Genomic DNA, 24205 nt, shown 5'->3' on the forward strand with positions numbered 1-24205 from the left:
TCCTATGAACACGTCTCTTGCTAGGGAGATGATGAAAGATATAACCGAAACAGGTATCTATGCGGGAAATCCTGCACGAAGTCTTAGAGAAACCCCATAGATTCACAGAAATTGGCTTGATAAAACAGCAGAGTACAAATACTGGCAATGACTTGAGGCGGTAATTTGTACTCTGAAGTTTTGTTTTACCCGTGGCTGGTTTCATAAGCGAAAGTAACTAGTTCACTTCTTCGACCTTCAGTGTTACATATCCTCGGTTATTACCATAGAACCCCCATGCATCATTGGGGAAACAATAGAGATATCCCGACTTCTTCACCTCTATCGTTGCTTCCGAACCGATACTGAATTGGCGGAGTGGGCAGTGTGTACCGTCTTTGTTGGGGTTGCCACCATTAGCGATTGCACCCATTAAGCAGAAGTAAGGCGCTTCTTCTACACGCTTAGTGAGAACAAAATTCGCATCTGGTTTATCGAGTAGCTTTTTATATAGCCTTTCTACAAAACCAAGGCCTTCACTGGCTATATGGGCGATTTCACCGAGGTAGAACCGGCCATCATTGGTTCCTGCTGGGCCGCAAGGAACACTTTTATCTACCCACTGACCAGTTGCTGTAAAGCGATAGCTTTTGCCTTCTTGCAGGTATATCCCAGTCCAAGACCATGGGTGTTTGGCATAGATATCAACTTCTATCGCGCTTCCTTCAGTGAAGGACTGTGTTAAGCGGTAGGGGCCTTGCTTAATCGGGGGCTTTGCACGTCTTTCAAGCGCTGACTCATGGAAGTCACGAGTTTGTTTTTCAAAGCACGGTATACTGCGAGGAGCTGTTACTAACACCTTCATAAATCCAACATGCGAATCATGAAGTTCCGCGGCATGGTTAGGCTGGATTTGTTTCAGCATGTCCTCGTGCCAAATAAGATCATCCGTAACATTTTTCAGTTCATTGATCATCCAGCTAAGGGCTGTATCTGAGAGCCCATCTTCTTTATATCCTCCCCCAATATCACTATGTACACCAGGGAACCATAATTGTTTCATTGATGGGTGGCTGTTGCCTTCCCATAACGTAGGGCTAAAGCTACCTCTTTGCTCATCTATGGCTACGGCATGTCTAGCATGCTCGACTCTTGAGCTGAGCTTAACATCATGGAACTGGTATTTCTTGGGGTTATCAAACAGATCAGCAACTGCTTTATCATTCGGCACGCCTAGTGCACCAACAGTATCCCAGACACCGAGGAAGAACACTGTGTTGGAATTATCATGAAACTCAATGTTATGGTGGGCTTTTAAAAAATCAGCCGATTCATCTTCTCTATATCCTTGGGTGTAAACCGTTTTTATTGTTTCGTCCCATTCTGCTTCATTGTGTTTGTGGAGTTTGACTATACCCAATTTGCAGATCATTCCAGCCAAGCTGCGTGCTGTGAAAGCGCCTCGGCTAAAGCCGGTTAAGATGATTTTATCGCCAACTTTATATTTGTCGGCTACCCATTGGTAGCAGTCACGAATGTCTTCTGAAATTCCGAAACCGAAAATACCACCAGTGAATTTATCTATTCCCCCCTCGGTACCGACACCAGCCTGGTAGCGCTTACGCTGAATGCCTGGCTTTTCAGATAGTACATCAAAGAGCTGTTTAACATTCGTTGGAGCAAGTTCTCCTTTGTCTCTGTTATCTGGATCATTCCAAGTGCCATCACAACACACAATTAAGTAAGCCATTTTACTCTCCTTGTTTTTGGGGGGAATGTACGGAAAGCTTAGTGGTTAAGATGTGCAACCGGTGTGATATTGGTTCAATATGTGATTTACAAGATTTGATGCAAATCAAAGCTAGGGTAGTTGTATCCCTGAATGATGATAAAAGTATTTATGTGGGAAGGGAGTACTTTCTTGAATAGGTAAGATTGGTGCGGAGGGAGGGACTTGAACCCTCACGTCCTTGCGGACACTAGCACCTGAAGCTAGCGCGTCTACCAATTCCGCCACCACCGCATGTCATCTTACTCATCAGTACCTATTTTAGCGCTGAGCGCTTGGAGCGAACAACGGGAATCGAACCCGTGTCATTAGCTTGGGAAGCTAAGGTAATACCATTATACGATGCTCGCGTATAAGTTACTGATTACAAACAAACGATAAGCTTGTATCGCTTTGCTCGCAATCTTATAAGATGAAATTTGCTACACCTATCACGCTTTGGTAGGCGTGATTAATGCGGTTGATTGTTTATTGAACAGCTCACATATTGTCAGCTAAATGCGCGTTACTCGTTAATGTGTTCGAGTAAATCAAAGGTATTTAACAAAAGATAGCGTTCTCATCGGGGGGATATACTGACTAACCTAGGCTAAGTTTACTTGGGTAGATCATTTCATTTTGATTCGGAGGGAGTGTGTATGGTTCGCCGTCATGCAACATCAATAGCGCTATTGCTGTTAAGTGGGGTTTTATTGGTTGGCTGTAATGATTCTGCTGAGCCAATGGCAGGAGCCGATGAAGATGAGCATGGGTGCAAAAGCTCCGCTGGATACCGTTGGTGTGCCAAAACAAAGCAATGTGAGCGCCCATGGGAATTAGCCGAACAACAGGGCTTTGATAACACCGAAGAAGCCTATGCGCTCTATTGTGCTGCTGAAGAGGAAAATGACTTTGGCTAACAAAATTAATAGGCTTTGTTATGACTATTTTTACAAATAAAAACGCCCTGCTAATGCGGGGCGTTTTTATTTGTAAAATAATCAGCAAGATTATGCCCTTCTATAAGTTTTGGTCTAATTATTTATATAGGTGTGCATGTGTATATGGATGTGCAAAAAATTAAACATTGCTGTTTAGGTATGGTTGTTTTGTAAATTCGGTCTTCGAATTTGCATGGAGATAGTTTGATATTGCTCTGTATTCTAAAAAAGAATTGTTACATTTGGTAATTTTTTGTGATTTATTGACTGGATTGTTATTTATTTTCGACTTTTTACGTGCACGACACAGGGAGATAAAAATGAGTCACTCAGAGACCGAACTAAAAAACCTCAATCGCCGGCAATTTTTGAAAACAACAACTGGGCTAGCGATTGCAGGGGCAGGCAGTGCAGTATTTAGTGGGCAGGCATTAGCTGCTGATGATTTAACCGACTGGCAGTCTCTAAAACTAAACAGCAAGGATGAAGAATTTTGGCGAGAAGTACGGCGTCAATTTATCCTCGACCGAAATTCAACTTATATGAACATTGGAACCACTGGCTCAATGCCGAAACCTGTTTTGCAGGCATTTCACGAAAATAACAAAACGGTAGCTAAGCATCCATGGGATATGGAAGGAAAGTTTGGGGGCTGGCCTTATGTTTCAGAAATGGTTGAAGATGTCGCAGCAGGTTTTGGCGCTGATCCTCATGAAATTATTTTAAGCCGCAATACCACAGATGGTATGTGTTCGATCATCAATGGCCTACACTTTGAGCCCGGAGATGTCATTCTCACTACACACCATGAACATGTTGCTGCCACATCACCATTGAATGTGGTCAAACAACGATTTGGCGTTGAAGTCGTTGAAATTGAGCTACCTGTTTATACCGGTACAGAAAAGGTCACAGAGCAAGATTATGTGAAAGCCTTCAGGGCAGCATTGAATGAGTATGACAATGTAAGGTTGATTACATTCTCTCATATTACCTATAAAACCGGTACACGGTTGCCGGCGAAGAAAATATGTAAGCTTGCGAGCGATTACAAGGTGCCTACGTTGGTCGATGGTGCTCATACCATAGGCATGATGGATCTAGACTTCCACGACATGGACTGTGATTTTTATGCGGGTTCTGGGCACAAGTGGCAGTGTGGACCTGGGGCGACAGGGATCTTGTATGTGCGCGACAATGCAAACCGTTTGGATGATTACTGGTCAGATCGAGAAAATCCGCTTTGGTATATCAATTCCTCGCTTTCTCATGCTGGCTACCTAGGTACCCAGCTGCAGATGCAATATATAGGCAATGACAATTATCCGGCAAAACAAGCCTTGGCTGATAGTTGCAAAATGTGGGATGAAATTGGTCGTCGCCGTATTGAATCGCGCATTCTGTCTTTGAGCAAGCTTTGCAAAGCCTTGCTATCAGAGGCATTACCCCAAGCACTGGTATTCTCCCCTGATGTTAAAGGGCTAGATAGCGGGCTTACGACGTTCAACCCGTTCCCATTTAACGCTAGCGATAGCGAGCGACTGACAGAGTTCAGGGACAGGCTGCGGGAAGAGTATGGATACATCATTCGTACTACTGACTTCAAGCTATATAAAGACGATGCAGAGTCTACCTATGCATTGCGTATATCAACTCACTTATTCCACAACGAGAGAGATGTAAAAGGGTTAGTGAAAGCGATTAAGCATCTATACGAAGTGATGGCTTAACGACAACGCCCAGTTTACTGGGCGTTTATCCCTAATCAAGAAAGAAGGTAGGGCTTAATGACACGTACAAAGCAATCTTTTAAGGCACTTGTAGCAGTTACGACGCTTGCTAGTGGGTTAGTTTTTAGTGGCTATGTTGCAGCTGAGGATCTTGCTGACATCAAGGAGCGTGGCGTTCTTAGGCATATCGGTGTGCCGTACGCGAATTTCGTTTCTTACATTAAAACAGATGATTTTGAATCCCTCAGTGGGCTGGATGTCGATATCGTGAAAGGGTTTGCGAAATCTCTAGGTGTTGATTATGAGTATATACCTGCCCAGTGGAACAGTGTGGTAGGAAAGCTGACAGGGCAAGATGTGCTTTATGCCAATAATCAATTCGAATGGGGGCAGATAAAGCCAATTGAAGGAGACATTATCGCCAATGGTGCAACAGTGCTAGATTGGCGAGAAGAGTTAGTCGATTTTTCTGATGACTATTTTCCTTCAGCGGTATGGCTGGTGGCTCGTGAAGACTCTTCTCTACAGCCCATTAAGCCAACGGGTAACATTGATGACGATATTCGGCTTGTAAAAAGCCTGATTGGAAACAAAGATGTGCTGGCAATGGAGTACTCTTGTCTTGATCCTAACTTGTACAAACTTTATGAAACCGGGGCAAATATCATTCTTCCTGAGCCTGGGCGAAAATTAAATGAGATGGTACCGGCGATTTTAAATAATGATGCGGAAACGACATTATTAGATGTGGCAGATACCTTAATTGCGTTAGAAAAATGGCCGGGAGAGATAAAAGTTATTGGGCCAATATCACAAGAACAGAGAATGGCAGCAGCTTTTAGGAAAGATAGCCCCGAGTTACGTCATGCATTTAACCAATACTTAACTAAGATTAGAAAAGATGGAACGTATCAGACCCTTATAGAAAAGCATTACCCATCGGTTTTCTATTTCTATGGCGATTATTTTCGGGAAAGCAATGAAGCTGATTTATGAAGAAATGGATACAAAAGCGATCAAGCAGTAATCTGATTATACTCGCCGCAGTATTGCTGGCGGCATACTTGATTTTGATACTAGCTGTGACCAACCTTGGTCAAACCAGGTTGAATGAATCGCAGCACCGCGAAATGACGCTTAAAGTAGAAAGCTATGCCAGCTTGCTGGAGTATTTCTTTACCGTCTCCAGTGAAGAGATTGCCGATTTTGCCTCGAATAGATCTATGTCGACGTTCTTTGCCAACCTTGCATCAGGCATGTCGATGGAATATGGCCTTGGGGCAAGCCTGTTGAAGCTCGACTATGAGCTGGATAAATTGATTGAAACCAAGTTAATCAATGGGGTACCTGTATATGAACGTTTTATCCTGAGCAGTTTTGACGGCTCAGTGATTGTCGATACAGCAGAAAAAATTAGTAAGCATATTGATACCAAGCGCTTTAATAACACTGGCGGAGTCGAGCATGTATTGCATGCGAGCCATGAGCCGAAAACCCCGCACATTGAAATATACAAAACTGTCTATTATTCTGGGCGTCCTGTTGGGTATTTAATTGCCGATGTAAATATATCGGTAATTATTGAGCAGCTAACTGCGCAGGAATATGAAGGCAGTAGAAGTAGAATGATGCTCTCTACGGAAAGTGATGACATATTGGTTTGGGACTCTATATCTAACGATGTTTTTGAAAGCTCAGATATTGTCTTTTTTGAAATACCGATAGAAAAAACACCCTATTATTTAAAAGGTTGGTTTTCCCCAGTTAATGAGAAAGATATTTTTACTTCTGGATGGTTCGTTGCAGGTATATCTTTTCTGGCTGTACCTGTGATTATCGGCGTTTTTTATACCTTTAATATAAATAGCGCAAATATTATTTTAAAAACGAAGTTTGAAGAATCGCACAAGCAACAGCGCTTACTCGCGGTACAGAATGAACGGTTGATGGAAGAGGTCGACCGGAGAAAAGCCTCTGAGCAGAAATTGGCCTATCAAGCCACCCATGATGTACTGACTGGTCTGCCTAACCGCAAATACGGTAATGAACAGCTAGAGCGTATTATCGCTAATGCTGCTAACCATGATCATAATGTGCTGGTAATGTTTATTGACCTCGATAATTTCAAGCAGATCAATGACACATTGGGGCATATGGCGGGTGATTATATCCTAACCGAAGGGAGCCAACGCCTATTGTCTGTGGTGGGCGAGTCAGCGGAGTTGGCAAGACTGGGAGGGGATGAGTTTTTACTGATTATTCCAAACCTGAGTAGTGAAGAATACGCGCAAGCTTTGTCCGCGGCGATACTCTCCTTGTTTGAGCGGCCGTTTATCTGGAATAACCAAGAGTTCTTTATTACTACCAGTATTGGGATGTCTATTTACCCATTGGACGGTGCCAACACCCACCAGTTGCTAGCTGCAGCAGATACAGCCATGTACCGGGTTAAACAGGATGGGCGTAATGCTTACCGATTCTATGATGCGAGTATGATGACGGATGTGCAGCGCTCATTAGATCTTGACGGTAGGCTTCGTCAAGCGATTAAGAATAACCAGATAGTCATGCATTACCAGCCGATATTTGATTTGAAGACAAATCAAATCGTCGGTGCCGAAGCATTGATGCGCTGGGAAGATGAGAAGTATGGCTTTGTTCCACCCGATGAATTCATTGTGCTGGCTGAGAAAAATGGTTTGATCCACCGGTTAGGTGAAATCGCTATTTCCCAGGCTTGTGAGAGTGCAGCGCGCTGGCAGAGTATTCTCCCTATCAATATGTCGATTAACTTCTCAAGTGTGCAGTTCAAGTACTGTGACAAGTTATCGGCTCAAATTGAAAAAGGACTAACCCGATCAGGGCTTCCGCCTAGTAAGCTCGATATAGAAGTGACAGAGAGCCTGCTTTTCGACCACACACAAGAGGCTGTGACTTTGCTGAATGCGCTTCGCCGTCGCGACGTAGAGTTAACCATCGATGACTTCGGAACGGGTTATTCAGCCTTGAGCTATTTGCAAAAGTTCCCTTTCGACAAACTAAAGATCGATAGGTCGTTCTTGGTCGATATTGATAACAATGCATCGAATCGCGAGCTGGTGAATGCGATTATCGCAATGGCGAAGGCGTTGAATATCCGTGTAGTTGCTGAAGGGGTCGAGACCCAATGGCACACAGAGTATCTGCTGGAGCATGGCTGTGATTACGGGCAAGGCTACTATTTCAGCAAGCCTTTACCTGCCGATGAGTTTGAGTCACTGCTGGCAAAGTCGCGCGTGCCTCAATCAGTGGCTTAAACTCGCTGCCTGCCAGAAATTCTATCAACGGCAGAGGGCATGGTGTGCTCTCTGCGCTGATAGGAGTTACCGTTATCGTGGCGGCTACCGCTATAGTTTTTCTACGTTACAGCTTTTCTAGTTTAAAGTGCTCACGAGGCTCAACAATTTCGCTTTGTGCTGCGATGGTTTGAAGCTCCCATTCGCCACGCTGTGAAGTTGTTTTCAATACGGCATAGCACGCATCGTTACAGTGGCTGAAAGCCTCTTCAGCATTGCCTTTGGCGAGGTATTGGCCGGTAAATAGCGCTGAAATTAAATCACCAACGCCAACAGGCTGTTTGTCGAATTCCAGGTGAGGACGTTGCGCTAACCAGCAGCCCTCTTGTGTCGCAAGCATCATTGAGAATTTTTCGCTTGAAACACTGTGAAGGTGTTTAACCAACACCATCTTAGGGCCTTTTTCCAAAGCAATCTGGCATGCCTTAATGGCATCGTCCAGGGAGTTTATTTCCATTCCAGCAAACTGACTTAGCTCAAACTGATTAGGCACAATGATGTCGGCCATAGGCATTAGGGTATTGATAAGATTATCCGCGATACCAGGGGCAACAATACAGCCTTTGTCTGGAGCGCCCATCACAGGATCACAAACATATAATGCACTTGGGTTGGCCGCTTTGACCTTGTTGACTGTTTCTTGAATAGCCAGGCACTGCTCAGCGCTACCTTGATAGCCGCTTAGAACAGCTTCGCAGTTCTCTAACTGACCAATCGCTTCCATGCCGGATACTAGGTTGGTGATGTCTTCTGCAGCGAAAGCACGCCCGGTCCAACCTTCTTTATATTGGGTATGGTTTGAAAATTGAACCGTGTGGATTGGCCAAACTTCAAACCCCATGCGCTGAAGTGGAAAAACGGCTGAGCTGTTTCCTGCGTGCCCATAAACGACATGTGACTGAACAGAAAGAATACCTTTCATTATTTTAATCCTGTTGGGGTATGTATACGAGGTCGATAATAATGTGACAAGCCGCTTATCACAATGTATTAATAAGAAAGCTTGGATAGAGGGTTGCTGGTTATCCTTGCTAGGTAAGCTATGTCATGTCAAATTGGTTTATATTTGAACAGCGTTATGGGCTGGAAGCGGAGGGAAGGAGTTTACATGGATGTTCAGGAAATAGTGACAACCGCAGAGGTTGAACAGGGCTTAATTGATATTTTAATTGAATGTGTAAATGACGGAGCCTCTATCGGTTTTTTACCTCCAATAAAGAAAGTGGAAGCCATTTCTTACTGGCACAATGTTGATGCTGAACTTACGAGGGGGGAGCGGCGCCTGTTTATAGCTACAGACGGTGATAAAGTGGTGGGTGTCGTACAATTAGCATTATGCCAAAAAGCCAATGGCATCCATCGGGCAGAAATTGAAAAGCTAATGGTACTGCCACAGCAAAGAGGTAAAGGATGTGGGCGAGCCTTAATGGCCGCTGTGGAAAATGCCGCTATTAAGTTAGGTAGGAGTTTATTGGTTTTAGATACCCGAAAAGGAGATGTGGCTTCAAAACTGTATGTTCAGATGGGGTTTGAGTTTGCGGGTGAAATTCCGAATTTTGCGATAAGTACCAATGGCGGCCTAGACGCAACGCTGCTTTTTTATAAGCAACTGCAATAGAGAATTTGAACTTATATAGAACAATCCCTCGGTATCTATTCTTAATGGCCAGCTATGCCTGTCCATACTGATTTCATGATAGATATGGCCTTGTCACTTCCTCTTGTCTATTCACCTTGTCACTACACCTCATCAATTCACTTTATTAAGGAGTTGTGGCTAATAAATAGCCACAACTCCTGTTGTATAAAATATTCATCATACAATACGGCCTGTTTGAGCAGTCCTAACCGTTATTAATGTCTTTATTATTTCTTTCTTAATCAGCTGCTTATTGGCGTTTTTATATCAATATCACATATATGCAAAAAAGTGCGTCAAGCATAGGTGGTTTGTTGAATAAGTTGCTTTTGATCATGAAATTTTAAGTTGTAAATTGCTAGTTTGTGCAGTGCATAATATTGAAGGAGTATAATATGCAAGACGCAAATTCTAGATTCCCTTTTATCGCTAGAGTTCTTATCTTAAGGCAGTTTCTCTGGGGTGCAGCATTCTACGGCACCTACGTACTACTGACGAAGTTTTTTCTTGATGAGCTAAATTATAGCGAAGCAGAAACCATTATGATGATGGGTGCTTTCGGCGCTGTGGGGCCGGTTTTTTCAGCTGTTGGCGGCTTTGTTGCTGACCGATACATTGGTTCATTTCGTGCGGTATATATTGGCTACACCACATACACCATAGGTTTCTTTATATTAGGTACAGGTGCAAGTTCGCTGAATGTGCCATTGAGTATTTTTGCTATTGCCCTAATCGGCTATGCAAGGGGACTTTCAGCTACTAGCCCAACAGTCCTATTGGGTAATTCCTATGCTGCGGATAACCGAGACTCGTTCCAGCAGGGTTTGACGGTTAACTATTCCATTAATAACTTAGGTTCTTTTTCATCAAAATACCTGTTCCCATTCATGGTGGCGTTTTTAGCGTATCAAGGAAACTTTTATATTGCGTCTGGGTTAATGTCTATTACCTTGGTTCTATTCGTGCTATTTCGTGATCGTTTGATTGCGGTGGGTAATGATATTGACCGTCGGCCTGTGTCTATGAAAGTGTGGGGGGCTTTTGTACTCGGCTCTGCAGTTATGCTGGGTTTAGTGTTCTGGGTATTCTCGAACCTCGATGAAGGTAAATACCTGCTGTATGCACTGGGTGCTGGCGCTATTGGTTATTTCATTTTTGAAATCACCCGAGCTAGCACCGCGTTCAAATACAAAATGTGCGGGGTGTTGATCCTTATTTTCATCATGATCGTGTTCTACTTCTACTACGGCCAGATGCTGACATCGATGAACATCTACGCGATTAACCTAATGGGTGACCACCTATTTGGCTTGATCCCAATTCGCCCTGAGTCCAATGCCGCGTTTAACCCACTATGGTGCTTTGTATTGGGTGGTCCGGTCATCTTCATTTATGGTTGGCTTGAGAAAAAAGGCATTTCTCCATCCATTCCAACTAAGTTCGCAGCGGCGTTTATTTTCAGTGCGATTGCGTTCTCATTGCTAGGTTTGTCTACTAGTTTTGTAGGTGAAAACGGTAAGATCTCTGCGGATTGGATCCTGTGGGTGCACTTCTTCCAGTCTTTGGCTGAGTTGATTGTTGGTGCTCTGGGTGCTGGCTTTATTTTCGAGATGGTGCCACGCTATTTGTCTGCATTCTCAATCGGTCTGCGTTCGGTCGCACTATCACTCAGTGGAATTTTAGCCGCGGTTATCTCCACCAAAATTGCACTGCCAAAAGATGTTGAGCTCACTCAAGAGCTAATCGAAAGTGTTTACGCGAGCTACTTCTTCAACCTTGCTATATTGGCTGTTGTTATGGCATTCGTAACCTTGGCGCTTTCCAAAGTGATCACCAAGCTGATCCGAAAAGGTGAAGAATTAGAGAAGGAAAAAGAAGCCAAATCACTGACACCTCAGCATTGATTCTGATATTGCGGAGTCCGATTTAGTAGAGGCTGAATGAGTACAGTCTGACTATTCGATAGAAGCTTTCTAAAAGCCAAAACGCCAGCTGATCGCTGGCGTTTTTTTGCTTAGGAGAGGGCGGCTACCTATTAAGCGTTTGAATAGGATTTTACCACTTGTACTATCAAGCGAATTGGTGTGATATTAATCGTATGAAAACACACGGGATAGTGGAGGGTGTGTGAAAAAAGTTATGCTAGCCGCAGTACTTGGTACTGTGATGTTGACGGGGTGTGGAGAGGAACTGGAAATTACCGCACAACCAGTCAAAAATGTTGATGATGTGAAATACCACGATGGAAATGTGGATGTGTATTGCCTGACTGGGATCTGCCAGTTTGAGTTATCGTCCAATAAAGATGTGGATTTGACCGTCACTATGCATTACAGCGAGTCACGCTCTTTTGACAAGATTGAAGGGGTCAGTGTGACTGGCCGCGGTGGTTCAACAGTACAGATGCAAGGCGGAAAAAGCTTTCAATTATCATTGGAAGGCAATCAAACACCCAGCGCTATTCAAGTCGTCGATTACTACCGTAATTAATTGACTATTGTTGATTTAGCTTGCGTTTGTGCCGATTAGAAGCATTCGGTGCCGGTTTTACTGGTACCGGCTTTTTGCCTGCCACTAAATGGCGAATAGCAAGGATAGGGTGGTGATAGAGCATTTTCGGGCCACTGTAGCGCATGATGGTGCGTGATTGCTCTTTGTAATCAGCCTTGTAGCAATGTATCGGGCACAATTTGCAAGTAGGTTTACCTTCCCCGTACGGGCAGCGATCAAGTTTTGTCAGTGCATAGGCTAAGAAGTCGACGCACTTTTCACATAAACCTGGTACTTTGTGATGATCGCGGCAGTAGATCTTCACCATCGCCTCAATCGTTTTATATTCTGTCTTTAGACTGCCGGTTAAGACAGTGGCGTCTATTTTGTGGTCATTCATGGTCACATCTCTTACTTCGAGCCAAGGCGAAATCAATAAAGTTACATTTAAAATGTAACTTATTGGCAAGGTGAAAAATATGACATAAGTCGTCATTTTCCTTATAAATGCCCTCAATCTTGTTAAGAGAACGAAAAAATTACAGATTTCTGCCAAGAATACCCCTTGGGTGGGTTGATTTCGGCGTGTATGAGCAGTAGTATCCGCACCTCTTTTTTTGTGGTGGTGTATATGAGCAGATTTGAGTGCCTAGAAAGAATCGTCGAAGAATATCGTAAGAAAGTTCGCGACGCGGAGTTTAATAAACAGAATGACAGTGAAGTCGCTAAAGTGTTGGTTCTGCTTGTTGGAAACTCTATGTTCAACTTGGCAGATGAATTTGCAGATTGGGTAAATCGTGGTGGTGACCGTAGCTACGGCGGTAAGTTTTTCGTATCTAAGCAGCTTATGACGTTGCTTGAGCCGGTAACTTTCCGTGGTGTAACTGTTCGCCGTGACTCGATTAAGCTATTCCGAATTTCATAATTCGCTAGCATTTATCGTTTATTCAATGACTCTCATAAAAGAAAATTGAAGAACAGATTTTATACCACGCTACATAAATCGTTGTTCGGCGTTACTGTTTAAAATGCTTGCTTGCCTCGGCAATGACAAATATTTTTCCGGCGTAACACCCAAACAGGGACTTATACCAGATTGGTATTAGCTGGGTTTGCCTTTGAAATCTAGCTAACGGGAAAAGGTGCTTCGGCACCTTTTTTTGTATTCAAAGCCTGTGTGTTTGTTGTGCGTTGTGTTCGTTTTCTGTGCTTCGCTGTGGCCGGTTATCTTTACTATCAATACCAAGGCTCGTGTTGTTAGGTAAACGCTCGTCTCAACGCTTTACAGGCCTATTTATCGCTCCGTTTATGGATGCACCGGTGGTATAAGTTGGATTAGCCATATCTAGCCAAGTCTGATATAAAGCCCACAGTCAGTTTAAAAAAGAGAAAATGATCAATGGATGCAGAGTTTTGGCATAGCCGCTGGGCGGAAAACCGAATTGGTTTCCACCTTGATGACACTAACCCAATGCTTGAGAAATACTGGCAAGAAGTACAACCTACTTATGAAGATTCGGTATTGGTACCTATGTGCGGTAAGTCAGTTGATTTGACCTGGCTTGCGACTAAGCACGAAAAAGTAGTGGGCATCGAGCTGAGTGAGATTGCCGTTCGTGCTTTCTTTGCTGAACACTTTTACACCCCGATGGTGATCCCTGTGGGGAACGGCCAATCAATCTATGAGTTTGATGAAATTACCATCCACTGTGGTGATTACTTTACTGCCAACGTCGATCCGGTCGATATCGTCTACGATCGTGCAGCACTGATCGCGATGCCCCAGGAAATGCGTCAAAGCTATGTGCAGAAGTTACTCTCAATGGTGAAGCCGGGCGGCCGTATTTTGCTTATCACCTTGGATTACCCACAGCACGAAATGGACGGCCCTCCATTCTCTGTCGTAAAAGATGAAATTGAAGCCCTTTTTTCCGGCTGTGAAATCCGCCACTTGGCCCGTGATGATGCTGATGAAACACACCCTCGCCGTAAGCGTGGACTGACGCGTTTTGCGGAAGAGGCGTGGTTGATCAAAGCTTCTTGATCAAAAAGCTTTCCTGATTAAAAAAGGAGCCATCAGGCTGTCTCTTGATCACATCTCATCAGAGGTAAAGGATTGGGCTATAAGGTATCCTTCTTGAATTGCTGCTAATTTATACCAGCCTCGCCATAGGGCGGCCCAACCGGGCCGCCCTGTTCGCTTACTGTCATACCATCCGCCTAGCCTTGCTAATGTAACTCGAGCCCATTTCAGATCTGGAGCTGTTGTTGGTAAGGGCTTATTTTCTTGTTTGACCCATAATAATTTCCAGCATATTCCGGGTAGAACAGACTCACAGCTACTGGTTTCTTGTCCGCGGCTTTCTGCTCTAAGTTGTAACAAGCGGATAGCGATAAACGCTTGAATGACGGCAACTCTCTCCAGGTTGTCCTTTGATTGAAGTTGCAGTGCTTCGACATCGGTTCCATCACTTTTCCACGCCTTGTGGAACTCTTCAACCAACCAGCGCTGTTCGTAGTAACTGATTATCTCCTGGGCTTTCGCTAACGTTGTCACTGGCTCTGAAGTCAGTAAGTGCCACTCCAATTTTTCGTTGTTGTCACCTCGCTCTTTACAACCAACATAATACAGAGAAAGTGACTTGCCACACTTATTGGCTGGAACCTTAATCGTAATAGGAGCAAAGCATACATCTAATGTTGCTTTACGCGCTTTGCGACCACCCCGTTGAGCAATATGGACAGTTCGTTGTCCCGATGGGGATAACTCCTTTGCATAATCATGGAGCTTATAACCACTTTCCTCAATGCAGCGACTATAGGTCGAGCGCACAACAAAACGCTGCTGGTTGGTCAGCTTGTAATGTAAGTATTCGTAGATGTCTGACTCCCTATCACACACTGAAATGACTCGGGCTTGGAGTTGACCTAAACGTTCAGACATTGCGGTTGATGCCTGTTGCCACTTGAAGGTCTCCTTCTCTTCATACGGTCGCTTGGCGAACTTATGTCCCCGGCCTCGAGTCGCAATATCCCTCGTCCACCGCTGTTGTTCGATTAGCCCCACAACCTTTTGCTCGCGTGGTGCAAACAACAGAACAGAGTGAGCTAGCATCCCCCGGGTTCGATTTCCCGAGTTCACGTGACCAAGTTCATCGGAGAGGCTTTTATGCGTGTAGGTTAGAGCGGTGGAGTCTTCAAGGGCAAGTAATAAGTCATGCGCTTCAGCCTCGTTAGTTGTTGCCACAAAACCGGCTTCAGCTATCGCATTGGCTTCAACATCAGGGTTACGGATGAGGCGATATGCCCCTTCAATAGAGGCGGGATTAGGGCAGGCTTGCACAATAGACACTCCAACATTAGATGCCATATCACTGGCTAATTGGACTAGTCGTTGTGTACGTCTAGAGTCGCCAAGCTTGGCATGCGAAAAGGTTTGTTGAGCCCATTCTAAAGTAGAATTCCCTATCATGATGATGACCTTTACTCATATTGTGTAAGATCGGATCGCAATAAAGAAAAAGAGTTCAAAAAAAGCCCCCGCCATGAGGCGGGGGACTTGTGTATAAGAGACAGCCATCAGGCTCCTTTTTTGTATCAGTTAACTAACCCAACAAGTGACTAGTACACAACCTTGATGTCAGCTGCTGTTGCAATGGCATCTTCAACTGCATTTTCAGTACTTTCACGGCGAGTTAGCGCAATACCCAAGCGGCGGCGGCCGTTGATTTCAGGTTTGCCGAACAGGCGGATCTGGGTATTCGGACGAGCCACGGCTGCCGCAATGTTGTCGAAACGAATATCCTTTGAAGTACCTTCACCCAGTACCACCGCAGAGGCTGATGGGCCATATTGATGAATAGTGTGAATCGGTAGGCCAAGGAAAGCACGAACGTGCAGGGCAAATTCTGATAGCTCCTGCGAAATCAGCGTAACCATGCCGGTATCATGCGGGCGAGGGGACACTTCATTGAAGATGACCTGGTCGCCTTTCACGAAAAGCTCGACACCGAAGATACCGTAACCACCCAGTGCATTGACCACTTTCCCTGCAGCGTGCTCAGCGGCTTTGATTGCTTCTTCTGACATCACTTGTGGCTGCCAAGATTCGCGGTAGTCACCATCTTGCTGGCGGTGGCCGATTGGCGCACAGAAATGGGTGCCGTCTACCGCACGAACGGTCAGAAGAGTGATCTCGTAATCGAAGTCGATGAAGCCTTCCACGATCACACGTCCTGCGCCGGTACGACCGCCTTCCTGGGCGTAATTCCAAGCTTTCTCGATATCTTCTTGTGATTTGATGACACTTTGGCCTTTGCCCGATGAGCTCATTACGGGTTTCACGACACAAGGGATCCCAACGTGCTCTACAGCGGCTTTGAAATCGTCGTAGTTGTCAGCAAAACGATAAGGAGAGGTAGTAAGCTCAAGCTCTTCTGCGGCAAGGCGACGGATACCTTCACGGTTCATGGTCAGCTTGGTGGCATTGGCTGTTGGCACAACATTCAAGCCTTCAGCTTCAAGCGCCACTAGCGTATCCGTTGCAATGGCTTCAATTTCAGGGACAACGTAATCAGGTTTTTCATCGGCAATCAGTTGCTTCAGGGCTTCACCGTCAAGCATGTCGATAACATGGCTACGGTGGGCAACATGCATAGCAGGTGCATCGGCATAACGGTCAACGGCAATAACTTCCAGGCCAAGGCGTTGGCATTCAATGGCGACTTCTTTGCCTAGCTCGCCAGAGCCAAGAAGAAGTACACGCGTTGCGTTCAAGCGGGTTGCAGATCCTAACATTGGAATTCCTTACTGGAGGTGACGTGAAACTAGTGCGGATCATACAGTAATTTTACTTTCGCGCAAACGTTTGCGCTTGGTTTTATTCAGACATTTATGCAATGTGCTGAGGAAGAAAAAAAGCATAATTTTAGAATCGTTTATAACAACATCGGGCTGGTGGTTTTATCGTCATCGAGCTTGATTTTGGCGTGACAACAAAATCACAGCAATATTCTGTCATGATTGTCAAAGTTATGTCATTAGTCAGTTGTCAGGGTCGAAATGGCTCGGCTTTGCGGTTAGATTAGCCGCAGTTTTGATTAGCCACGACAATGATTACATCATGAAAAAATATCTGCTAGCACTGGGACTGATGATTGCAGTTCCGTTTTCGGCTCACGCATCTCAAGCTGTCGGTATCTTCTTCGGTAGCCCGATGTCGGGTATCCAATACAAGCACAATGATCTGCGCTTCTCATTGGGTATTGACGATTTTGGCTTGGCTTTCGACAAAACCTTCAACCTAGGCTCGCTGACCCAAGATCCGGGTATGAACAACTTATACACCTTTGTGGGTGCACAGTACGTTGACAACAAGTACAACAAACTGGGTGTTCGCGGTGGTATTGGTTTCCAGGTACCGGTGAACAGCTTTGAATTCTACGGCGAAGTTGGCCCAACTTTGTATGTAGTTGAAGATGTCGACCTAGACCTTGAAGGCCAGCTAGGTTTCCGTATCCGCTTCTAATTAATAGCTAGATACTGTTTGCCCAAGTTGTTTGGGGAAAAAGCGAGGAGCATCGTTAAAACGGGCTCCTCGTTTTTGTTTGTGAAGGTTAATTCATTATTACTCTTCTATGAGCTTAGCTTCCAGGTAATATTTTCTTGCCCCATCGTGGAGTGGTGCGGTGAGGCCATCTTCGACCATTTGTTCTTTGGTGAGGATGGCAAAAGCCGGGTGAAGCTTTTTGAAGTTTTCGAAGTTATTGAACACCGACTTCACCACTTCATAAACGATGCTTTCATCCACTGCGGCCGATGAGACAAAGGTGGCGCCGACACCAAAGGTTTGCACGTCACCTTCATTGCCCCGATACATGCCCCCCGGTACAGTCGCTTTACGATAAAAGCTATTTTCTTCGACTAGCTTATCAACAACTGGGCCTGAGACGTTAACAATGACACTCTCACAGGCAGACGTCGCTTCTTTTATTGCTCCGCTCGGGTGGCCGACGGTATACACTATTGCATCGATTTTGTTATCACACAGGGCTTTGGATTGCTCAGAGGCTTTGAGCTCAGCCACCAATTCAAAATCATTCTCCTTCCAGCCATAGGCTTTCATCAGCACTTCCATTGTCCCGCGTTGACCTGATCCCGGATTACCGATATTCACCCGTTTGCCTTTGAGATCCTCGAAACTCTTGATACCGGAATCTGCCCGGGCGACCACAGTGAAAGGCTCTGGGTGAATAGAAAACAATGAGCGCAGTGATTTAAACGGTCCTTTGGCTTCGAATTTATTGGTGCCATTGTAAGCGTGGTACTGCCAGTCTGACTGGGCGATCCCCAAGTCTAAATCGCCCGCACGTATGCTGTTGATGTTGTAAATAGAGCCGCCGGTAGATTCAACTGAGCATCTCACGCCGTGTTTTTTCCTGTCTTTATTGACCAGACGGCATATGGCACCGCCTGTTGGATAGTAGACACCGGTTACACCACCGGTACCGATAGTGACAAAAGATTGGGCTTGCGACACTGAAGAGAGTGATAGCAGAGCGCCACCAAAAAACGAGAAAGCTAAAGCGCGCCAAGACATTCCGAAAACCTCACATCTGATTGGTTAGGGTGATTGTAGACGGTGGATAAATGAGATTTGTCGTGCGATTAAGACAACCCCCGGTTGCTTTAGCTATTAAAGCAACCGAGGATTGAGTTTGAATCAGGGGGGGATTTGGTTCAGCGATTTAACTTTCCGTCTATCGCGCTTTTTTGTTCTCCCACTGGGTAATGAAAGCAACAGAAGCAATAATAACCGCAGCGCCTAACCACAAGCGCCCTGGTGGCACCCAGTCAAAGACCAGCCAGCCGCCAAGGACATTGAGCGGTAATTTAGCGTGATCAAAAGGCTGTACAAATGAAGCGTCGGCGATGGCATAGGCTTTGGCGATAGCCCACTGTGCTAGCGCTGTTAGCAAGCCTGCTGCGCCAAGCAATAACCAAGTGAAACCGGTTTGCGGCAGAGTGAACTCCGGCACAGCAAGGAATAGGTTGTAAGGCGTGATAAGGATCAGCAGGTACACCACAATCGTTGTTGGTGATTCACTGGCCGACATCTTCTTGACCATCAACGAGTAGCATGCCCAGAAAAACGCAGCGGCTACTGGCAATAATGTTGCCCAGCTAAAGCTATCAGACCAAGGTTCGAGGATGATCATGGCACCACTGAATCCGGCAAGTGTCGCCAGCCAGCGTGCGGTACCGACGTTTTCTTTCAGGATTATGCCAGCACCAATGGTGGCAAATAGCGGCGAAGTCATGAGTAGGGCGATACCCTGCCAGATAGGCACAGGGTAGGCCAGTGCCCAAAGCCATAGCTGGATACCGATAACAGCCAGCAATACGCGAAAACAGTGCTGGCCGAAATGCTGGGTGCGCAGGGCGTTGCGAAGCCCTAGGGTTCTTAGCCAGGGAAATATAGCGACCAAAGCGATGAAATACTGGAACAGAGCAACAGTGGTTGATGGAATATGGAGGACCATACTCAGGTACTGTGCCAGGCTGTTGACGATGGCAAACGCCAAGCCAGCAGTGATCATCCAGCTGGCTCCTTGGATCGGGTTATGTTGATGCGACATGAAATAATGATTGATTGAGTTTATAACTTGAAAATCATACTCCTACCGGTAGCAAGAGAAAACCACTATGTAATAGAAAAGAATCAACAATGAAAAAAAGCACAGATATAAAAAAACCGCCAATTGACGGTTTTTTTAAGTTATCTGGTTTATACAGTCAGAAAAAGTTAAGCAGCAACATAAGACAGCGGAATATCCGGGTTCAACGCTTCCAGTGTGGTTTGCGTGTCAGAGAGGTGGCTGATAGTGCTGTCTGCTTTTTCTACCAATGCGGCTTCTTCAATCTCTGCCAGTGGGTAACCTGCCATGTTCATGTTAATCAAAGCAACCTGAAGCGGAGGAAGGCTAGGGTTAAACGCCGCGTTCTCGGCATACATACCGATGAAGGTTTTACCGTCTTTGGCTTTCAGTGCCACACCGCTGAAGTTCTTGGTGTAAGGGGCATGGGCACGGTTAGCTGCTTGGCAAGCAAGCTGAACAAGTTCTTCAGACGCTTCGGTTTCAATACCGTTGTCCACTTTGGTCAGCAGCGCATCGGTAATGTTCAAATCGGCAGGGCCAAAAGATTCCGGTAGGTATTCTTGCAACGATTTTGCTGCGCGCTCAGGGAGTTGTACAACTAGCTCTTTAGCCGTTGTTAGCTCGTTCATGAACTGACGGCAGTGACCACAAGGGCTGTAGTTAATGGTGATATCAGAAATACCGGTTTCACCTTTCACCCAAGCGTGGCTGATAGCAGATTGTTCGGCGTGAACCGTTTGAGAAAGGCAAGCACCAACAAATTCCATGTTAGCACCGAAGTAGAGCGTACCCGTTTCACCGCGTACAATTGCGCCAACATAGAAATTAGAAATAGGAGCAACAGAATAAGCAGCGGCAAGCGGAAGTAATGCAACACGCAATTCACTGTCAGTCATGTTGGTTGTCGACATTAACTGAGCAAACACCTCAGGGCTTAAGGTGGCATCGAAATTCTCGGCTTCTAACACAGGTTTGATGGCAGAAGCTAGATCAGCGGGTAGAGCGCCTAAAGCATCCATTACTTTAGTGTGCATGAGTTTTCACTCCGTCTTGTGTATGGAGAAACATTGTAGGCTTGGTAATTGTATATTTGAGTGATCTTGATCACATTTATCAATGTATTGTTGCAGTTATTGCATTAATGCGAGTCGGGTCACACAGGTTCTAAAAAAATTATAGAATATTATCAGTGATTTAGTTTTGTATTCGATTACTAGCACAAGTTAGCTAAACACTGCCATGATGAGTGGAAACAATAAAGGCGCTAAAATTGAAGTGATTACACCGCAAATGACCAATGCTAATGAACTAAATGCCCCTTCCTGATAATTCTCTTCTGCCGCCTTTGCCGTGCCCAATGCATGGGAAACTGTCCCCATGGTCAAGCCTTTGGCAATAGGGGCTTTTACACCGATTAATCGAAACAGGGGATAACCCAATACCGCACCAAACAAGCCAGCAATAATCACCATGATTGCGGCAACAGACGGTAGTCCGCCAACTTGCTCTGCAACGGCCATAGCGATAGGTGTGGTGACAGATTTAGGCAAGATAGAAGCCGTTAGCTGGGCATCAGCACCTAATGCCAAAGCGATACCTGCGCCGGTAATCATAGAGAGTACACTGCCCACCAAGCAGGCCGAGAATATGACCTTCCACTTCTTGCGGATCTGGCTCAACTGCTCATACAGCGGGAAGGCCAAAGCAACCACAGCGGGCTCCAGTAGCGCGTTAAGCCATTTGTTCTGTTCGAAATAAGTCTCGTAGGGGACTTCGAGCCACATAAGCAGCGGAATGATCACAAGCAGACAGATAAGAAGCGGGTTAACGATCGGGTGCTGGATATGCTTGGAAATGAAACGCGCCGTATAGAACACGACTAAAGTTGTCAGCAGCCAGATCATTGTTTTTCCTTATAGTGAGTTGCCAAGCCAATTACAACGAAAACCACCACGCTACTACCGATAGTGCTAAGAAGAATGATAAGGGTGTTATTGGTAAGGAGATCGAGGTAGTTCATCAAGCCGATGCCGACAGGCACAAACAAAAGTGCCATATGGCGGATAAGCAGGTGGCAGCCTTGCATAGCCCAGTGAGCTGGGATAAGTCCCATAGAGAGGACGGTAAATAAAATCAGCATGCCGATGATACTACCCGGGATGGCTAAACCGGTAAGGTGTTGAATGCCTTTGCCTAGTATAAGGCAGGCAAAAATAATAAAGAAAGAACGTAGATATGCCATGAGCCCTTCAGGTCTGGATGAAGAAACTCATTTATCATACAAAATAAATGTGATCTAAGCCACACTTAGTTGCTTCGGATTTTCCCAGTTATGTTTTGGATTTCTCCAGTTACAAATAGTCCATAAAAGAGGCAGTAATAACACCCAGTGCCATTATCACCAATGCCGCCACAGATATTTTGTGCACCACACTGGTTTTTACTATTTCTTCTGTTGCCGACTGAAACTCTTGATTGTCCTGCTCTTGAGTAGGAGGGGCTTCAGGGCTTTCTGTTTTATCCGGTTCATGTACCAGCCGGCACATTTTTTCCGGCAATGGCACCCGGAAGCCAAATGGTGCAACCACTTCTATGTTGATTGCCATTTTTCCTTGCTGCTCGAGCTTAGCGGCTAATGTTTTAAGCACCGTGTTGAGGTCGTAGTGATGGTTACCGCTATCTTCGTAAGGGTCTAGCTGGCTGAAGGTTTTGTTGTGTAGTTGCTCATGGCTTATCACTTCGCCTGCGCAATAACACAGCGCCTCGAGCAAGCGAGACTCATGCAAGGTAAGTGAAGTTTCTGTTTTGTCCCGCCATACCAGCAAGTGGACATCTGGCTCGAAGTCGACATTAGGAAACCGGAAACAGCGTGTTAAAGATTGTGTTGTCATATCAATCACTACAATTCAGCCTTCGAATCCATGAATGACAATTATTAAATATCCATCTTATTTAGTGTTGGTGCACATGCAGTGTTGCGCAATCTCACAACGAAGAAACATGACAGTTAAAAAGCCCCTTGGCTGCACGAGTACAAGGGGCTGATTTTTTCTGATTAGATTTCAGATAGCTGGCGACGAGTCGACAGCTCGCAATAGTGTCTAACTTATACGAGTGTTTGTACGTAATCGTAGACAGCCTTTAAGATCTTCATGTTCTTCTCGCTCGATTGGTGCTCCATGGCAACATCTTCGAGGTTTTGCATGTAGCCCGGTAGGTTCTGTTCAAAGAAATCCTGGCAGTGATGCTTCCAACGCTGCTGCTCTTGGTAATCCAAGGTCATTGGGAAGTTTCGGGCACGGTAGCGGAACAATAGGGGCTTGATACGTGCGTCACTGACATTGAGCTCTAGCTTGCCCAACTCTTCTTCTGGCGTCTTCTGGATGATATCGATGGTCGAGCGATCAGCGTTGGAAAAGAAACCGTCGTAGAGCATGGCATCGACATTGTCGTGTTTTTCAAACTCACGCTCGACGCTGTAAATAGCCAATAGTTTCTCGCGTACTTCTGGGTGCGCCTTCAAGGTTGCCAGGTTCTTCAGGCAAGCTTCACGGTCGATACCGATACGGGCAGCATCTTCAGCGCGCAATGTTTTCGCCGGTGCAAGTACTGGGCACTTGTTAAGGTGAATAAGCTTGAGAGGGACTGGTAGCTCGTCTGGACCGAGATCTGCCCGCTTGGTATAAAGGCACTCACGCAGCTCATCGGCAGAGAGTTCGAGAAGCGGGGTAGGATCCATCGCCAGGTTGACGGTAATTACGGCATTCTTGTTATCCGGATGCCATGCCATCGGCACAATCCAGCTGGTATTGCCGCACCCTACGCCGAACATACCAGACACATGCATCAGCGGGGTCATTTCGACGATATCAACCAGCTCTTGCAACTTACGTTTGTTACGTAGCTTGAAGAAGTAGTCAAACAGCTTTGGCTGGTTTTGTTTGATGATTTTTGCCAGCTCGATAGTGGCGTATACATCGGCCATCGCATCGTGCGCATTAGCGTGTTCGATACCGTTGGCAACAGACAGGTGCTCCAGCTTAAAGCTTGGCAAACCTTCTTCGTTGGTCGGCCAGTTCAAACCGTCCGGGCGCAGCGCATAACACGTACGCATGATATCCAGTAGATCCCAGCGTGAATTACCGTTCTGCCAGCTCCAAGCATAGGGATCGTAGAAATTACGGTAAAGCGTATAGCGGGTAACTTCATCATCAAAGCGCACATTGTTATAGCCAATCACGCAGGTATTCGGCTTGGACAGCTCTTGGTGAATGCGAGCAATGAACTCAGGCTCTGACAGCCCTTTCTCATGGGCCTCCTGCGGCGTGATCCCGGTGATAAGGCAAGCTTCAGGTGAAGGTAGGTAATCCACAGGCGGCTTACAGTAGATCACCAGCGGCTCACCGATAATGTTCATATCCATGTCGGTACGCACACCAGCAAACTGGCAAGGGCGGTCTAGTGCCGGGTTGGCACCGAAAGTTTCATAATCCAGCCAAAACAGTGTCGGCTGACTGTCGTTATTGCTCATTATTATCTTCACACGGATAAAGTGTCATCTGGCTTAATGATAACAAAGAATTAGGGGGAGGGGCATGGCTAATTTTGTGCTCAAAACCTCAACAGTTTCTGATGTCGTGTACTTTATGGCTTCTAAGTTAACCT

The 24205-nt window shown here is 45.6% G+C and carries 22 protein-coding genes and 2 tRNA genes; 10 read left to right on the forward strand and 14 right to left on the reverse strand.

Annotated elements, in window-relative coordinates; all coding sequences use genetic code 11:
- Nucleotides 1–217: 217 nt before the first annotated feature.
- From ACXAGQ_RS24795 to ACXAGQ_RS24805, 3 genes are all read right to left on the reverse strand, one after another.
- Nucleotides 218–1729 carry a DUF2235 domain-containing protein gene (locus ACXAGQ_RS24795; RefSeq protein ID WP_475257550.1) on the reverse strand — a complete coding sequence of 504 codons (1512 nt, stop codon included), beginning with the start codon at nucleotides 1727–1729 and terminating at the stop codon, nucleotides 218–220.
- A 186-nt stretch (nucleotides 1730–1915) separates the two neighbouring features.
- Nucleotides 1916–2002: transfer RNA gene (locus tag ACXAGQ_RS24800), tRNA-Leu, on the reverse strand.
- A 42-nt stretch (nucleotides 2003–2044) separates the two neighbouring features.
- Nucleotides 2045–2118: transfer RNA gene (locus tag ACXAGQ_RS24805), tRNA-Gly, on the reverse strand.
- Nucleotides 2119–2406: 288 nt separating this feature from the next.
- Here ACXAGQ_RS24805 and ACXAGQ_RS24810 point away from each other — a divergent pair.
- The 4 genes from ACXAGQ_RS24810 to ACXAGQ_RS24825 all read left to right on the forward strand — a co-directional run bounded on the left by ACXAGQ_RS24810 (nucleotide 2407) and on the right by ACXAGQ_RS24825 (nucleotide 7714).
- Nucleotides 2407–2667: a serine protease gene (locus tag ACXAGQ_RS24810; protein ID WP_475257551.1), complete on the forward strand. Its 261-nt coding sequence runs from the start codon at nucleotides 2407–2409 to the stop codon at nucleotides 2665–2667.
- Nucleotides 2668–3008: 341 nt separating this feature from the next.
- The gene (locus ACXAGQ_RS24815; RefSeq protein WP_475257552.1) at nucleotides 3009–4418 is read left to right on the forward strand and encodes an aminotransferase class V-fold PLP-dependent enzyme; all 1410 of its coding nucleotides are present in this window, start codon (nucleotides 3009–3011) and stop codon (nucleotides 4416–4418) included.
- A 57-nt stretch (nucleotides 4419–4475) separates the two neighbouring features.
- Nucleotides 4476–5414: a transporter substrate-binding domain-containing protein gene (locus ACXAGQ_RS24820; protein WP_475257553.1), complete on the forward strand. Its 939-nt coding sequence runs from the start codon at nucleotides 4476–4478 to the stop codon at nucleotides 5412–5414.
- Nucleotides 5411–7714 (forward strand): bifunctional diguanylate cyclase/phosphodiesterase, encoded by a 2304-nt coding sequence (locus ACXAGQ_RS24825; RefSeq protein ID WP_475257554.1) that lies wholly within the window; start codon nucleotides 5411–5413, stop codon nucleotides 7712–7714. The genes ACXAGQ_RS24820 and ACXAGQ_RS24825 overlap by 4 nt, the downstream gene beginning before the upstream one ends.
- A 106-nt stretch (nucleotides 7715–7820) precedes the next feature.
- Here ACXAGQ_RS24825 and pdxY read toward each other — a convergent pair whose 3' ends face one another.
- Nucleotides 7821–8675 carry a pyridoxal kinase PdxY gene (gene pdxY, locus ACXAGQ_RS24830; RefSeq protein ID WP_475257556.1) on the reverse strand — a complete coding sequence of 285 codons (855 nt, stop codon included), beginning with the start codon at nucleotides 8673–8675 and terminating at the stop codon, nucleotides 7821–7823.
- 186 nt (nucleotides 8676–8861) lie between these two features.
- On the opposite strand from pdxY, the gene ACXAGQ_RS24835 reads away from it, so the two are divergent.
- The 3 genes from ACXAGQ_RS24835 (at nucleotide 8862) to ACXAGQ_RS24845 (ending at nucleotide 11882) form a co-directional block, all read left to right on the forward strand.
- Nucleotides 8862–9371, forward strand: a complete 510-nt coding sequence (locus ACXAGQ_RS24835; RefSeq protein WP_475257557.1) for an N-acetyltransferase family protein — start codon at nucleotides 8862–8864, stop codon at nucleotides 9369–9371.
- Nucleotides 9372–9787: 416 nt separating this feature from the next.
- Entirely contained in the window at nucleotides 9788–11296 is a 1509-nt protein-coding gene (locus ACXAGQ_RS24840; RefSeq protein ID WP_475257559.1) for a peptide MFS transporter, read from the forward strand.
- A gap of 223 nt (nucleotides 11297–11519) precedes the next feature.
- Entirely contained in the window at nucleotides 11520–11882 is a 363-nt protein-coding gene (locus tag ACXAGQ_RS24845; RefSeq protein ID WP_475257560.1) for a spore gernimation protein, read from the forward strand.
- A gap of 4 nt (nucleotides 11883–11886) precedes the next feature.
- Here the strand turns inward: ACXAGQ_RS24845 and ACXAGQ_RS24850 are convergent, their stop codons facing one another.
- Complete coding sequence (locus tag ACXAGQ_RS24850) at nucleotides 11887–12282, reverse strand: nitrous oxide-stimulated promoter family protein (protein WP_475257561.1); 396 nt, start codon at nucleotides 12280–12282, stop codon at nucleotides 11887–11889.
- A 231-nt stretch (nucleotides 12283–12513) separates the two neighbouring features.
- Here ACXAGQ_RS24850 and ACXAGQ_RS24855 point away from each other — a divergent pair, with 231 nt between their 5' ends.
- The gene (locus ACXAGQ_RS24855; protein WP_107348508.1) at nucleotides 12514–12807 is read left to right on the forward strand and encodes a hypothetical protein; all 294 of its coding nucleotides are present in this window, start codon (nucleotides 12514–12516) and stop codon (nucleotides 12805–12807) included.
- Nucleotides 12808–13281: 474 nt separating this feature from the next.
- Nucleotides 13282–13926, forward strand: a complete 645-nt coding sequence (locus tag ACXAGQ_RS24860; protein ID WP_475257562.1) for a thiopurine S-methyltransferase — start codon at nucleotides 13282–13284, stop codon at nucleotides 13924–13926.
- Nucleotides 13927–13974: 48 nt separating this feature from the next.
- Here ACXAGQ_RS24860 and ACXAGQ_RS24865 read toward each other — a convergent pair whose 3' ends face one another.
- Together ACXAGQ_RS24865 and purT are read right to left on the reverse strand one after the other, a co-directional pair.
- Nucleotides 13975–15354: an IS4 family transposase gene (locus ACXAGQ_RS24865; protein ID WP_475251517.1), complete on the reverse strand. Its 1380-nt coding sequence runs from the start codon at nucleotides 15352–15354 to the stop codon at nucleotides 13975–13977.
- Between the two features lie 149 nt (nucleotides 15355–15503).
- Nucleotides 15504–16679, reverse strand: coding sequence for a formate-dependent phosphoribosylglycinamide formyltransferase (purT, locus tag ACXAGQ_RS24870; RefSeq protein ID WP_475257563.1), 1176 nt, complete (start codon nucleotides 16677–16679; stop codon nucleotides 15504–15506).
- A 325-nt stretch (nucleotides 16680–17004) separates the two neighbouring features.
- Here purT and ACXAGQ_RS24875 point away from each other — a divergent pair, with 325 nt between their 5' ends.
- Nucleotides 17005–17409: a hypothetical protein gene (locus ACXAGQ_RS24875; protein ID WP_475257564.1), complete on the forward strand. Its 405-nt coding sequence runs from the start codon at nucleotides 17005–17007 to the stop codon at nucleotides 17407–17409.
- Nucleotides 17410–17508: 99 nt separating this feature from the next.
- Here the strand turns inward: ACXAGQ_RS24875 and ACXAGQ_RS24880 are convergent, their stop codons facing one another.
- From ACXAGQ_RS24880 to sbcB, 7 genes are all read right to left on the reverse strand, one after another.
- A complete protein-coding gene (locus tag ACXAGQ_RS24880) occupies nucleotides 17509–18480 on the reverse strand; it encodes a TAXI family TRAP transporter solute-binding subunit (protein WP_475257565.1) in 972 nt (323 codons plus the stop codon).
- Nucleotides 18481–18640: 160 nt separating this feature from the next.
- Nucleotides 18641–19519 carry a DMT family transporter gene (locus tag ACXAGQ_RS24885; protein WP_475257566.1) on the reverse strand — a complete coding sequence of 293 codons (879 nt, stop codon included), beginning with the start codon at nucleotides 19517–19519 and terminating at the stop codon, nucleotides 18641–18643.
- Between the two features lie 167 nt (nucleotides 19520–19686).
- On the reverse strand, nucleotides 19687–20574 hold the full coding sequence (cdd, locus tag ACXAGQ_RS24890; RefSeq protein ID WP_475257567.1) for a cytidine deaminase: 888 nt from the start codon (nucleotides 20572–20574) through the stop codon (nucleotides 19687–19689).
- Between the two features lie 189 nt (nucleotides 20575–20763).
- Nucleotides 20764–21441, reverse strand: coding sequence for a CidB/LrgB family autolysis modulator (locus ACXAGQ_RS24895; protein WP_475258067.1), 678 nt, complete (start codon nucleotides 21439–21441; stop codon nucleotides 20764–20766).
- Nucleotides 21441–21782: a CidA/LrgA family protein gene (locus tag ACXAGQ_RS24900; RefSeq protein WP_475257569.1), complete on the reverse strand. Its 342-nt coding sequence runs from the start codon at nucleotides 21780–21782 to the stop codon at nucleotides 21441–21443. The genes ACXAGQ_RS24895 and ACXAGQ_RS24900 overlap by 1 nt, the downstream gene beginning before the upstream one ends.
- A 109-nt stretch (nucleotides 21783–21891) precedes the next feature.
- The gene (locus ACXAGQ_RS24905; RefSeq protein ID WP_475257571.1) at nucleotides 21892–22431 is read right to left on the reverse strand and encodes a winged helix-turn-helix domain-containing protein; all 540 of its coding nucleotides are present in this window, start codon (nucleotides 22429–22431) and stop codon (nucleotides 21892–21894) included.
- Between the two features lie 215 nt (nucleotides 22432–22646).
- Entirely contained in the window at nucleotides 22647–24071 is a 1425-nt protein-coding gene (gene sbcB / locus ACXAGQ_RS24910) for an exodeoxyribonuclease I (protein ID WP_475257573.1), read from the reverse strand.
- Nucleotides 24072–24205 lie beyond the last annotated feature (134 nt).

The organism is Photobacterium sp. ABD4_091 (assembly GCF_056160145.1).